Source organism: Roseburia hominis A2-183, from assembly GCF_000225345.1.
GTDB lineage: Bacteria > Bacillota > Clostridia > Lachnospirales > Lachnospiraceae > Roseburia > Roseburia hominis.
The window spans coordinates 163,880-176,732 of sequence record NC_015977.1 but is presented as its reverse complement, the minus strand read 5'-3'; the positions used below and the strand labels follow the sequence as shown (position 1 = coordinate 176,732).

General features: G+C 49.1%; 12 protein-coding genes. 3 read left to right on the top strand and 9 right to left on the bottom strand.

All coding sequences use genetic code 11. The annotated features are described in order from the left end of the window. Positions 1-4: 4 nt before the first annotated feature. From RHOM_RS00795 to RHOM_RS16425, 7 genes are all read right to left on the bottom strand, one after another. Entirely contained in the window at positions 5-1,159 is a 1,155-nt protein-coding gene (locus tag RHOM_RS00795; protein ID WP_014078375.1) for a CgeB family protein, read from the bottom strand. A gap of 77 nt (positions 1,160-1,236) precedes the next feature. Next, complete coding sequence (locus RHOM_RS00790; protein WP_014078374.1) at positions 1,237-1,599, bottom strand: hypothetical protein; 363 nt, start codon at positions 1,597-1,599, stop codon at positions 1,237-1,239. A gap of 122 nt (positions 1,600-1,721) precedes the next feature. Continuing rightward, entirely contained in the window at positions 1,722-2,375 is a 654-nt protein-coding gene (locus RHOM_RS00785; protein ID WP_014078373.1) for a glycosyltransferase family protein, read from the bottom strand. A gap of 24 nt (positions 2,376-2,399) precedes the next feature. Further along, positions 2,400-3,059: a hypothetical protein gene (locus RHOM_RS00780; RefSeq protein WP_014078372.1), complete on the bottom strand. Its 660-nt coding sequence runs from the start codon at positions 3,057-3,059 to the stop codon at positions 2,400-2,402. A gap of 48 nt (positions 3,060-3,107) precedes the next feature. Next, positions 3,108-4,088 carry a LicD family protein gene (locus RHOM_RS00775; protein WP_014078371.1) on the bottom strand — a complete coding sequence of 327 codons (981 nt, stop codon included), beginning with the start codon at positions 4,086-4,088 and terminating at the stop codon, positions 3,108-3,110. Between the two features lie 44 nt (positions 4,089-4,132). Beyond that, a complete protein-coding gene (pseF, locus tag RHOM_RS00770; RefSeq protein WP_014078370.1) occupies positions 4,133-4,825 on the bottom strand; it encodes a pseudaminic acid cytidylyltransferase in 693 nt (230 codons plus the stop codon). A 23-nt stretch (positions 4,826-4,848) separates the two neighbouring features. Beyond that, on the bottom strand, positions 4,849-5,934 hold the full coding sequence (locus RHOM_RS16425) for a glycosyltransferase family protein (RefSeq protein WP_052298507.1): 1,086 nt from the start codon (positions 5,932-5,934) through the stop codon (positions 4,849-4,851). Positions 5,935-5,991: 57 nt separating this feature from the next. On the opposite strand from RHOM_RS16425, the gene RHOM_RS00760 reads away from it, so the two are divergent. Beyond that, positions 5,992-7,173 carry a DUF3880 domain-containing protein gene (locus tag RHOM_RS00760; protein WP_014078368.1) on the top strand — a complete coding sequence of 394 codons (1,182 nt, stop codon included), beginning with the start codon at positions 5,992-5,994 and terminating at the stop codon, positions 7,171-7,173. Here the strand turns inward: RHOM_RS00760 and RHOM_RS00755 are convergent, their stop codons facing one another. Then, entirely contained in the window at positions 7,174-8,784 is a 1,611-nt protein-coding gene (locus RHOM_RS00755; RefSeq protein WP_014078367.1) for a glycosyltransferase family protein, read from the bottom strand. 120 nt (positions 8,785-8,904) lie between these two features. Between RHOM_RS00755 and RHOM_RS00750 the strand changes: the two genes are divergently transcribed. Together RHOM_RS00750 and RHOM_RS00745 are read left to right on the top strand one after the other, a co-directional pair. Further along, complete coding sequence (locus tag RHOM_RS00750) at positions 8,905-9,879, top strand: glycosyltransferase family 8 protein (RefSeq protein ID WP_014078366.1); 975 nt, start codon at positions 8,905-8,907, stop codon at positions 9,877-9,879. Continuing rightward, positions 9,876-10,745 carry a glycosyltransferase family 8 protein gene (locus RHOM_RS00745; RefSeq protein ID WP_014078365.1) on the top strand — a complete coding sequence of 290 codons (870 nt, stop codon included), beginning with the start codon at positions 9,876-9,878 and terminating at the stop codon, positions 10,743-10,745. Before RHOM_RS00750 ends, RHOM_RS00745 begins: the two co-directional genes overlap by 4 nt. Before the next feature lie 527 nt (positions 10,746-11,272). Here the strand turns inward: RHOM_RS00745 and RHOM_RS00740 are convergent. Next, positions 11,273-12,853, bottom strand: coding sequence for a glycosyltransferase (locus RHOM_RS00740; protein WP_014078364.1), 1,581 nt, complete (start codon positions 12,851-12,853; stop codon positions 11,273-11,275).

Below are 12,853 nucleotides of genomic sequence, written 5' to 3'. Positions count from 1 at the left end.
CTCTCTACTCTGCTCCCAACATTCCGGTTAATGCCTGTTCAAATGTAAAATCGCGCTGTACCTTTGCAAGGCCGTTGGCGGCAATCTGCCGTCTCTCGGTGTCATGGCTCAGGTAATATTGTGCTTTTGCATACATATCCTCGATATCCTCGTAGATCACGCACTCCGCGCCGTTCACAAAATGTTCCGCGATTTCTTCCCTGTAATTCGTAAGTACAAAACCGCCGCAGCCCATAACATCCAGCACACGCAGCGGAATTCCGGTCTGTATGACCCGAAGCGCAATATTCAGGTTGATCTTTGCGTCATGAAAAATATGCGGCATCTGCTTATAGTAATCCGCATATCCGTAATAGTGAACCTCTGTCAGACGCTCGTCCTTCTCATTGGACCACAATGCCGTCGCAAAGTGGCGGGACAGCAGTCCTAAGACAAGAAACCGCTCTCTTCCCGTTGTCTCGCAGGCAAGCAAAAACTCCAGTTCTCTGCGGGAAATGCTGACTTTGCCGCCGCTGGCCTTCACATATGAGTCATTTAATTCCGCCAGCAGTTCGTCCGTTACAAGATCCGGAATCAGATAGCCTCCATACACTTTTAGCTGCGCTGCGATGATGCCCTCAAGGCGTCCCCTCTGATAAGCGGACAGCGGCTGTAGATAGTGCTGATACTCCGTCCGGTATAATTTTCCCACAAGCGCAATGTCCGTCTCGTATTTTTCTCTCTCCGCACGCTCAGACCGCGTCTCATAGATCCGGCGGTACAGTTCCGTATCCACCGCAAGCGGCATGTGCCTTGCATCGATTCCCCGGCTCCGGTACTCCTCTGCCTGTACCCGGTCAAAAAAATAAATTGTATTGCAGGAATTTTTCAGCGTAGCAAGGTTGCGGATATGAATCGGGCAATCATACACCCACGAAATATATCGCACATCATGCCGCGCGCATACCGTTGAAATCAGCGGTGCATAGTTGATGGAAAATACCGCCCTATACGCCCCTGTCTTTATTTTTGCCTCAAACTGCTCACAAAACGCGTCATCTTTTTCCCAGTCCGCAAACTGATAACAAAAAGTATCATAGATTATATTCATTTTCTGAAGTGCACGCTCAATTCCGTCATTCATAAATGAATTCCATTGAAAATAAAGTATCTTTCCCACACAATATCTCCTGATGATGTCCTATATCCAAGCAAAAAACCGGCTTCTGGTCATCCCAAAGCCGGTTCTATGACGCTTTATTTAGTTACTTCCTTTGCCGCTTCGCCCAGTTGCTGAAATACCGGAATTACATTTTCAAATTCTACTGCCATTCTGGCATCATCCTTTGCCGCAATCGCATCGCTTAACGCTACAATCGCCGTGTTAAAACCTGCCTTGTCAACACGGACCTTTCCGTCATTGAGCGTATCCAGCGTTCCGTTGACAACCTGTATCTCCCAGTTGACGGCATCCACAATGCCTTTCAAAAACTGATCGGTATCGTCCAGACGCTCCCCTTTTAACTCTTTTACGATAATCTCCATATTATGCACGAGGCGGTCATTGAACTCTGTCAAAACCTCCAGTGCTTCTATCTGTTCTGCTCTGTTATCTTCCATGATCTTTCCCTCACTGCACCCGCAGCACAGCCATCCCGGCTTCCTTTCTCATAATTATACTGTTAAATATATCGGTTCCTTTTTCCATTTGCTTAATATCTTTTTTGTAAAAGGAACTCTTATCAACTATTTCTATATTCTTGCAAAAATTTTTCGCGTTCACCAAAATAGTCATGATAATCAGATGCACCGCAATCATGGATACACCACGGATTCAGCATTGCAGGAACAGCGATCTTGTATCCCCGCTTTGAAAATTCAAAGCATTGGGATACATCATAAAAATCCCATTTTTTAAATATATCCGCTCTCCACGGTACATCATACTGTGTTATCATTAAAAATCCGTCCACCGCTTCCACGTATTCACACGGAGCCGCAACTTGTCCAAAAATATATGTTCCATATCCTTCCGAGCCTTGCGTATATAAACTTCCAATCCTGTCGCCATACCACATGACACCATTCTCCGGAAATACCGGTGAACCAACCAGTCCTATCATTCCTATTTCTCTATTTTTAAACAGGGAAAGTATTTTTTTCAGAAATTTCTTTTCCGTAATCATTACGTCTTGATGCATATAGATCTTATATCTGGCATCGCTCAATTGCATTGCCCGATTATATCCCTCTGCCATACTCTCTGCTTCTCTGATCACAACACTTTCACACGAATAGCCCTCAGGAACCTCCAAACGTTCTATGTAATATAACGCTTCTTTTTCATACTGTTCATTATTTGCACACATCACAAATGCAAACTTTTTATCGTTCATACCAACTCCACCTGACCACATATATTATTCCGTTACATATTTCCCCAATTCTTGTACCATAATTTGAATACTTTCTTCCTGCGGTTTTTCCTCCTGCATTGCTCGTAGTATCCAGTATGCATGCCTGTACATAGACGAATCAATCATAATTTCAACAATGTTTACCATCACGTCAAACGTCTCCATTGCTGTCGTTCGAATTGTCTGTATCAAATATACCGGAGAAACACTGTTTTCCTTTATAAAACCGATCAGCTTCTCTCCTGCTTCCGTTTCCGCTTCATCCGCAAATTCCATTCGCCACAGCAAAAACTTAAGTTCACGTATATAACTTCTGATTTTCTCCAACGTCCATCCTTTTGCAATATTTTTTCTTCCTAAGATGGTATATTCCTCTCCTGCTTTCACTTCTAAACTGTAAATCTCCATTATTGTCCGCAGTTCAATGATTCTATTATCAATGCCAATATACGGTTTCACAATCTCTTCATTTAAATATAATTGCATCAATTCTTCCCGTGCGTGTTCATCGCCTTTTTGCAAAAGCAAATTCGTCTTTTCTAATAAAACATTCAAATCACCACTATGGCATGTCTCCCATAGCATATACTCTTTCTCACGCTCTCTTGCATATTCCTCAGATGTGGTGCACAGCACCCGTTCCGTACCCTTCTCCCCACTCATCTCTTTCTCCTCCATGCTTTCGTAACAGCACTCTGCATCCACAAAATTTTATACATAAAGTTCACCGGCAGATACCTTTTCACAGAATTCCTCCACGGTTCCTTTAAAACCGACCCTTTGGAGCTCCCGCTTCAAGTCTTCTTCCATATGCCGGTAGAACGGATAATCGTGGTCGGCCGTCCCCTTCACCGGAACCATATAGTCTCCGTATTCCGCCGTGAGCACCTCATCATATCCGCACGGCGCCGGAAGCCTGATATGTTCAAACGGCAGGTATACCGTCTTTTCATACGCCGTCTTAGGGATGTGCAGCTGCTCCCGGTTGAGCCAGAACACGTAATTTGTCACCTCGTCCGCTTCCTCCCTGCGGTATAACGCCTGCACGGCATCCGTGATACGCCATATCTCATTCTGTCTGTCTGCATCCGGGGCAATCTGAATACCGCATAGTTCCCCGAACACCTTTATTTTATCTTCAAGTAAATTTTCGTTCTGAAGCTGCTCCCAGTCACGCAGCAGGGCAATTCCCGTCTCCACGATTTTTTTCTGAAGCCGGCTCAATTCCGGATCTCTCGGGACATAATCCATCGGGAAAATATCTATTCCTATGCGCTGATACGGAAAACCGTGAAAACGCTGCATGTACGTGTTGATGTTCCACATCCGTTCATCCGCCATAACCCTCAGATGCGGCACATACGCCGCCATCTGCAGGCGCTTTTCCCCGGCGTACATTCCCGCCATGCAAAATCCCTGCGGCAGCTCCTCCGGCAGAACCCGGATCAACTCCATGTAATCCTCCCGGAGCATACAGATGTCAATATCATCATCCCACGGTATGAATCCCTTGTGGCGCACCGCGCCAAGCAGAGTACCGTAATCCGCAAAATACTGCAGATGATACCGTTCACATACATCCGCAATCACGCTTAATACTTCCAGTTCTGCCGCCCAGGCGCGCTTCATCATTGCGGGAATCTCAAAATCGTCTCTCACTTCCGCGCAAAAATAGTTCTGTGGAAACTCCATTTTCCTTCTATCTCCTTACCTAAGAATCCATCCTTTGCATGTATTTACATGCCAAGCCGGTATTTCACTTCTGCAAGCTTCCAGTCCTCCGGCGTGTCGATATCCTGTACCTTCATCTCATCCATAATGTATGGTATGGTGTTGTGTAAGACCATGCTGCGCTCCTTCCGGAATGCTTCTACCCGTAGCAGATAAAACTGTCCGCAATCATGATAATACCGCTCCAGATCCTGCGAGCGCTTCAAGCGGTTCTCCTCCCACTTGTATTTCACCCTGTCCTGCTCAATGACAAAGCATCTCTGCGGCGGGAAGGAATATGCCACAACCGGAACCACCCCGTCTGCCCCCGTCTGCTCCAGGCGCTCCATGCTCTCCCTAAGCACATCCGCCGTCAGAAACGGCGCCGTCGGATAAATACAGCACACTTTTTCAAATGTCACTCCACGCTTTTCATACTCTTCGAGCACTTCCAGAATTACTTCGTGCGTTGCCGCATAATCTCCGGCCGCTTCCTTTGAACGGTAAAACGGGACTGCTGCCCCTGCCCGTTTTGCAATCTCGGCAATCTCGCTGTCATCCGTTGATACCATCACTTCGTCAAACACGCCGCTCTTTAATGCCGCCTCTATCGAATACTCGATAATAGGTCTCCCGCAGAACTCCTTTATATTCTTGTGCGGAATCCGCTTGCTTCCTCCGCGCGCCGTAATGACCGCAACCGCATTTTTTCGCTCCATATCGCTTTTCTCCTCCTCTTATCTTACATATTTTCCGCGAGCCGTTTCCATACCCGTTCGTCCACCACTTCATATGCCGCTGCAACCGTTTTTATTGCACAGACGGAATAATTCTTCAGGATGTAGAGAATGTCCGGTTTTCCCTGATCCGCACCGAATTCCACTCTTTTTAATCTGTATTTCAGATCATTTATCTTCCGGACGAGCTCCTCACAGGTCTCTCCCGCCTGCCAGAACCGCATCTCGCCCTCCGCCCGTTCGCCGCGCGCAATGTCCGCCAGTATCTCGTATTCGCGCAGATGCAGATAACCCCGGTTGTTCGGGTCGGAAAAGATTTCTATCAGTTCTCCCTGATTTCCAGCGTTGACCAGCCGTTTCAGTTCCTCTCTCGAATCCTCTCTGAGTCTGTCATATTCCCTGCGCCTTGCACTTACCTCGCCTGCCACAAACGGTTTGATGTCCTGATACTCCCCGACCGCTCTTTCACAGTATTTGTAATAATTCAGCATTTTGCTGTATGTATTGTCATGATAACACCACGGACTATCCTGGTACGGCACTACCACACGGTAGCCGGCCCGCCGCATCTCAAAGCACTCCGAAATATCGTAAAAGTCCCATCCATCAAACAGATCCTCCCGCCAGCGCACATCATGCTGTGTTGCGAGCAACAGTCCGTCCACTGCCTCCACGTCAACCGGCTGCCTGTCTACACGCTGTGTGTACTGCACCCTGGCCGGGATACAGTTATGGTAGACACATCCGACGTTCCATGCCGCAACCGCCTGTGCATTGATCGGGACATCATCACATCCAACCATTCCGATCACCCCGATCCTGTCATCGCTCCGAAAAACGGAGAGCATGTCCTGAAGGAACTCCCTGTTGATGATGAATGTATCCTGATGCATATAGATCTTATATCTGGCATCTGTATGTTCCATCGCCATCTGGTAGCCGGCTGCCATAGACGGTGCTTCCCGCACTGCAATCACATCCAGTTCATATCCGTCCGGCACATGCAGACGGTCAATATAAGAAAGCGCCTGTGCATACTCTTCCTCATTGTTCACACAGGTAATCACCGCTATTTTCATAATCGTTGCCATCCTCCCTGTTTTTTTATATAATCTTATCAGACAAGTCTCGGAAAGGAAGTACATGCAATGCATATCCTCTACTACAGTTGGCAAGAAAATACGACGTCAGATTTTTTATTCTCCATGCAGGCGCTGGGACATCAGGTCTCCCCCTGTATGCATGAGCTTTCCTATTACTTTTCCGGCGGCGTCAAGTCCGACATCCGGGACCAGCTGCAGGCGCAGACCTATGATGCAGTCTTTACCTTTAACTTTTTCCCGCTGATTTCCGATATGGCGGAGTCCCTTCACATACCATATATCTGCTGGGTTTTTGACTGTCCTCACTATACGCTTTATTCTAACAGTATGCGCAACTCCTGTAACTATCTTTTTCTGTTTGACCGGGATATGTGCCAGTCAGTCATCCGGCGCGGTGCCAGACACGCATTCCATCTTCCGCTTGCTGTCAACACAGCACGGCTTAAGGAACAGCTTGGCATTTCATCCGAAGGCGGTCTGCTCCGTCCCGATACTTACATGCACGATATTTCATTTGTCGGCTCTCTCTATGAGAGTTCCCATTACAGTTCCTTCCGCTACGCGCCGAACCATCTGCGCGGCTATCTGGCAGGCATCATTGCTGCCCAGAAGGAAGTGTGGGGAATCGACCTCATCTCGCCGGTTCTTACTCCCGGAAGGCTCGCGGAATTCACCGCTTTCATGCCTTATTCCGGTGCGGAATATGAAATGCTGACTGCAAAGGAAGTTTTTTGCAGCATCATTCAAAAGGAAGTCACCTCACAGGAACGGATCGAAGCCGTAAACCGTCTGGCGGCTTCCCATTCTGTCGCCCTCTACACCGGTTCCGACACCGCATGCTGTCCGGATGTTCTCTCAAAGGGAACGGTATCCTACACCGCGGAAATGCCGGATGTTTTCTACCGTTCGAAGATCAACTTAAACCTCACGCTGCGCTCCATCACTTCCGGCATTCCGCTCCGCGCACTTGATATTTTAGGCTGCGGCGGTTTTCTTCTCTCCAACTATCAGCCGGAATTATGCGAATATTTCACTCCGGATGTCGATTTTGTCTACTTTAACGATATGGATGATCTGGAGCAAAAGGTCTGCTACTACCTGGCGCATGAGGAAGAACGCTGTGCCATTGCCGCACATGGATACGGGCGGGCCTGTGATCTTTTCTCCTATCACACCCAGCTGACCCATATGCTGACCGTCTTTGCCGCAGAATCCAAAGACTGCTGATTACCGGTTGTCGAGCAGTTCCAGGAACTGCTCCGCCCGCTTATCCCAGGTATGTTCCCTCCGCGTCTTCTCTCTGCCGCTCTCTGCCATCCGGCATCTCTTTTCTTCATCCCCAAGCACGTTCTTTATTTTTCCCGGCAGTTCTTCCAGATATTCCAGGTCGAAAATAATCATATCATTCTCATCATACCTGCCGGGAAGATACCCGGTGTTATCCGTAACCAGCACGGCTCCCGCCATCATAATTCCCGCCATCCGTTCCGTAAAGCCGCTCTTGTGCCAGGACATCACATTTAAGGACATTCTGGACTGTCTCCACACATGAAGTCCCTCCTCCACGGTGACTCCCGGGTGGCAGATCAGATTGGGATATTTCCGAAGCGGGCAGTGCGTCCAGCTGTCGCCAAACACATCCAGCCGGATTCCGGCCTGTAAGATCGTCTCGATCACACGGTGCCTGTAATAGTGCATCGCGCCGTAAATCACCCGTCTGACCGCATACATTTTTTCCACAAATTCCTCATCCGTCAGCTCTATCCCGTAGTGCTCCAGCGTTCTGGAAAACGCCGCCTCCGCGGTCAGGTTGGGATATTTCCGCATGACAAGCAGGAAACGGTTCGCCAGGAAGCGCAACGGACGTTCCTGTTCCCGGATCCATTGCAGCTGCATCTCATACCCGCCATAGGTGCCGACGAATGTCAGGTCATAGATCCGCTCTATGAAATCCTCCCCCGTCTCCATTCCTGCCGGCGGGAAAAGAATCGCATCCTGTTTGTAGAAGCGCCGGAAGAAATCGGCATATGTCTGATCCAGTACCAGCACATGAAAATCCGGATAATGATGTTCAAAGTGCGGCTTTCCCCAGATCGGATGATCCAGGAAAAAATTGTACTTCGGACCGTATATGTATTCGTGCAGATAGTGGACCTCGTCCTCCATCTTAATCGAGAACGCACAGGACTGTACCCCGATCACCGCCTTAAAATGCCTTCCCTTAAACTGGATAATTTCACGCGGATCGTGTTCTTCCTGATCGAAATAAAGAACCCGCTCTCCCCTGCGTTCAAGAGCCGCTCCGAGCTGTTCCGCAAAGATCGTGAGTATGTTATAACATACCGGGTCTCCCTTGTAGATCAGAATCGGCTGTGCTGCCTCATCGATCCGGTAATATTCCTCCTTATGCCCGATCATCCCTTCCAGATAGGAAACCGTCTCTTCATAGCGCCCTTCCATCTGTGCCTCCGCGAGCACCGCCTCGATGGCAGCATTAAAATAGCCGGCTTCCTGCAGCTGTGCGCTGTACTTTCCCAGAACGTAGCAGTCCGTCCGCCAGCCCAGACCGGTATTCTCCGGCTTCTCTACATCGTCGAACACAATCCTATTCTCCTGTCCGCACGCGTCCTCGTCTCTCTCCTCAAGCTCAACCGGCGTCTCTGCGGCGATCCGCAGCAGCAGCTCATATTTCTGCTTTGCCCCGAGTCTTTTATTCACCCCGCCTGCCAGACGAACCATCTCACGCGGAACCGCCACGGTTCCGGCACAGATTGTTTCGTCAAGCAGAAGATCCATAAACCAGTTACTGTTTTGTGATTTTTTTACTGTTTTTATCATTCTCAAATCCTCATAAAGTCTACTTTATTATATCGGTATCTGCGATCCATTTATTAACTTTCCCTCCGTCTAAACCGATATAACCTTAAGATATTATAACCTCAGAAAAGGATATTTTTTATGAATCATACGCCTATCAATCTGGTCATCGCTATCAACCGGCTTTATGTAAAGTACGCCTATGTGATGCTGTACTCTTTTTTATGCCATCACCCGGAACCTGTATCGGTCTATATTCTGCATCATGAGCTTACCCCCGAGGATGAAGCCACCCTGCAGACATTAAGTCAGCAGTTTGCCGTGCATATATCCCTGGTGTATGTTCCGGATTCCCTGCTTCCTCCACCCGAAGTTCTTAAAACCAGCAGCTGGGGGATCGAAGCCTACTTCCGGCTTGCGATCACAGATCTTCTTCCCGCTTCGGTCGACCGTGCGCTTTACCTGGATACCGACATTATTGTAAATGCGCCGGTCTATGATCTGTATGAGTTGGATTTTGGTTCAAAGCTTATCGCTGCCTGCAAAGAATTTACCTGCCATCCCCCGTTCGGAAATTACCGGGATGTTTTATTTGCACCGCTCTTTGAACACGGTTTTTCCTATTTCAACTCCGGCATGATTCTTTACAATCTCGCCGCCCTCCGCCCGGACTATTCCTTCCAGACCTATATGGATACGGCAAGGAAACTGCATTATGCGATCGAATATCCGGATCAGGATCTCTTAAATTACTGTCATTACCAGGACACACTTTTTGTCGATCCCTTTCTGTACAATCTGAATGCGCGATACGGATATGACGACTATAATATCCATTACGACGAATTAAAGCAGCGGGGTGTCATCATTCACTATGCGTCCTCCAAGCCATGGCGCGGCAACTTCCTACACTATGACATCGAATGGCTCTGGTGGGAATACGCAAAACACACGCCGTTTTACCGCCAGTTATTGGAGGAGGCCCTGCGCGAAAATATTATGGACTCCCCGCTCAATCCGTACATTGCGGATCTGGCGCAAAAAAACGCCGCACTCTACCAGAAACTTGAAACCTACGAACAGCTTTTAGAAACGCACGGAGGAACCATTTCATGAAGCCCGAACCAATGAACATTGCGGTATCTGTCAGCAAATACTATCTGCCATACACCTATGTCATGCTTCATTCCCTTCTGAAAAATAATGCATGTCCCATTGACGTCTATGTCCTGCATCGGGAACTGTGCCCTGCCGATTTTGATTTTTTGCGCACACTGACCCACACGCATCCGCTTGTCATAAACGACTGCCGGCTATCGGAGGATCAGATTCCGCTTTCCGCAGATGACAACGCTGCACCGGCAGCCCCAGAGAGTCTCTTTTATCTGTCTATTCCCCGGATTCTCCCGGCAGATTTGCCGCGCATCCTCTATCTGGATTCCGACGTCATTGTCAATGCCCCCCTGTCCGCGCTGTATGCAGCCGACCTGACGCATCATATGCTCGCTGCCTGCCAGACAGCGTCCGGCATTGCAGACGGGGTACTGCTTTTCAATCTGGATTGTGACGCATCCTGGGAGCCATTTTTCCTGCAAAAAGAACTTTCCGCTGTTCTTCCGCTTGATCCCAAAGTCTACAACCTGCCCGCACGGACAGCGTATACCGCACACAATCTGCACTATGAGACCGTCCGCACGCAGGCTGCCATCGTTCATTTCTGCGGCTCCAAGCCGTGGGAGGGCAACTGTTTTCACTGCGACATCGAACAGCTCTGGTGGGATTATGCGAAAGACGTTCCCTTTTATGAAGATCTGATGGAACACACCCTGCATGAGATTGTGACAGATCCGACAGTTATCAATTATATCAGCAATCTCCGGCTGGAGCATAAGCAGCTGCTCGACATTATCGAAAAATACGAGATCATTTTAGAAAGAACGAGCTGTCGCGATAAGCATAGCCCCCTTTTGGGTGATAAGTAATACTATAAGAAGACCACATCGTGGGATTTCAGATGGAAATGCAGATGGAAATTCGTTGGAGAAAAATGTGAGCATTTCTTCCGGCTGAATGTCTGCATCGGATTCCGTGTCTCTTCCACGTTTGGACAATCCGACGGGTGCATGTCCGACACACCGGAGACAATGGGCGGACTTTCTGGTGTCCCTAATGGCACCTCTTCACAGACAATATAAAACCGCGCGAACCGAAACTCGCGGGCATCTGCTATTGAAAATAAGGCAGATGCCGACTCAGACATCGGCTTCGCGCGGTTATGTTTTGCTCAGAGGTGCCATAAGGGACACGCACAAAAGTCCTACAAATTGTCTTCCGGGATGCGGACATGACCCGCGGAGTGCTCCAAACTTGGAAAGACACGGATCATCGAAGATGCAGACATCCGGTCGGTTAGAAATGCCATATTTTTTGATCCGAATTTCCAGTTGCATTTCCACATGAAATCCCCAAGTGTGTTTCTTATAGTATTACTTATCAAAGCAAGGTATGCTTAGCACGACACACCATCTTTTATCTTCTCCTCCAGCTTTTCAATCGCTTCCCCAAAGCTTTTTCTGCTGTCGAGCAGTTCCTTCGCACGCTCCCTGGCGCGGGCGGACTGCCGGCCGTAATATCCGGCATCATCCATGTAGCGCAGGATCTCCCGCTCCATCTGTTCATAATCACGCACGCGAAACGCCTCGCCGGCTGCAGCCGAGACATCTCCTTCGGGCAGCGTCACCGCCGGCAGTCCCTGATACAGCGCCTCCGCCACAGAGCTTCCGCCGCCTGCACGTCTGGGATTCACATAGAGATCTCCGCACGCGAAAACGGCGAGCGCATCCTCCTGTTTCCCGAGATACCGCGTATGCTTCCACAGTCTCTCATAGCCCGTCTGTATGCTTTGCCAGGACTCATAGCGTCCCATAAAGACTACCTGCACATTCTCTCTTTGTGCGGCAATCCGATCCAGCATCGCCAGAAAATCATCGGCAATTTCCGAATCCAGCCGCCATCCCACGATCATCAGGACAAATCCGTGTTCCCAGATCCCCAGCTCCTGTCTGGTATAGTGGTGTTCCTGCGGCTTAAATACAAATGTAAATCTGGCAGCAGCTATTTTTTCCGCATCCACTCCCAGGCGTTCCAGCACAGGCAGATCTCCTGTTCCCGGCTTTCCGTCCAGCAACTGGTATTCCCCACAGGACATCGCCACCGCCGAAAAAACCGTCCCCACCGTAATCTCCGGCACGAACATACCGCAAATATCCGCACAGATGTCGCTTCCTCCGATATCGAGCAGATAACAGGGCTTCCGCTCCCGAATCATCTGCACCAGCTGTACCATCGTATCCAGATTCGGCATATCATTCGCACATTGATGAAACTCGAACACTTCTCCCTGAAACTCGATGTGATCAAAGCTGCACAATTCCGGCAGATAGCCCGCCTCACAGAGATCGTAGAACGGCCCCGCACCTTTTCCGGAAATCTGCATCGCCGTGTTGATGATCACGACCTTCTTCCTCAGGTACTTCTTTAGCACCAGGCAACGGTCGAGCAATGTCTTTGTCGGCGCATGGTTCTGGCCGAGCACCTGTGAGGTCATCACAAAGACCAGATTCCCGTCTCTCTCCTCTACCGGAACATAGTTCCGTCCCTTGATTCCCAGCGCCCCGCAGAAAGCATCAAACAGCATCCGGTACAGCGCCGCGAGCTGTTCCTGTGTCCGCTCCCCTTTGAGCCGCGCATCGGCAAACACAGCCGTACCAATCTGCCAGTAATCGCTGAGCTTCTCATATTCCCCCACTTCATTCCAGTCTGCATCCAGCACTGTTTGCAGCAGCTCCTGCGTATAAGCCGGCGTCTTTGACACTTTCATACAAAAAGAAAGCAGATGTATCCGCATCCAGACAGGTGCTTCTCCTGCCTGGTGCTCCATCTGCTCCAATATCATGCTGCGCTGCGATTCCTCCAGCGTTCCCAGTATTTTCTCCAAATTATGAAGCCGTTCTTCTATCTGTCCATAACATTCAAAATATTCCTGCCTGCTATAACGGCAGATTTGTCCGATGAATGTTCCGAGTTCCAT

Bases quoted from the DNA above. Each gene is read 5' to 3' on its own strand.
- RHOM_RS00755 (WP_014078367.1), bottom strand. From the start codon at position 8,784: ATGATAAAAACAGTAAAAAAATCACAAAACAGTAACTGGTTTATGGAT.
- RHOM_RS00790 (WP_014078374.1), bottom strand. From the start codon at position 1,599: ATGGAAGATAACAGAGCAGAACAGATAGAAGCACTGGAGGTTTTGACA.
- RHOM_RS16425 (WP_052298507.1), bottom strand. From the start codon at position 5,934: ATGGCAACGATTATGAAAATAGCGGTGATTACCTGTGTGAACAATGAG.
- RHOM_RS00750 (WP_014078366.1), top strand. From the start codon at position 8,905: ATGAATCATACGCCTATCAATCTGGTCATCGCTATCAACCGGCTTTAT.
- RHOM_RS00760 (WP_014078368.1), top strand. From the start codon at position 5,992: ATGCATATCCTCTACTACAGTTGGCAAGAAAATACGACGTCAGATTTT.
- RHOM_RS00740 (WP_014078364.1), bottom strand. From the start codon at position 12,853: ATGGAACTCGGAACATTCATCGGACAAATCTGCCGTTATAGCAGGCAG.
- pseF (WP_014078370.1), bottom strand. From the start codon at position 4,825: ATGGAGCGAAAAAATGCGGTTGCGGTCATTACGGCGCGCGGAGGAAGC.
- RHOM_RS00780 (WP_014078372.1), bottom strand. From the start codon at position 3,059: ATGAGTGGGGAGAAGGGTACGGAACGGGTGCTGTGCACCACATCTGAG.
- RHOM_RS00745 (WP_014078365.1), top strand. From the start codon at position 9,876: ATGAAGCCCGAACCAATGAACATTGCGGTATCTGTCAGCAAATACTAT.
- RHOM_RS00785 (WP_014078373.1), bottom strand. From the start codon at position 2,375: ATGAACGATAAAAAGTTTGCATTTGTGATGTGTGCAAATAATGAACAG.
- RHOM_RS00775 (WP_014078371.1), bottom strand. From the start codon at position 4,088: ATGGAGTTTCCACAGAACTATTTTTGCGCGGAAGTGAGAGACGATTTT.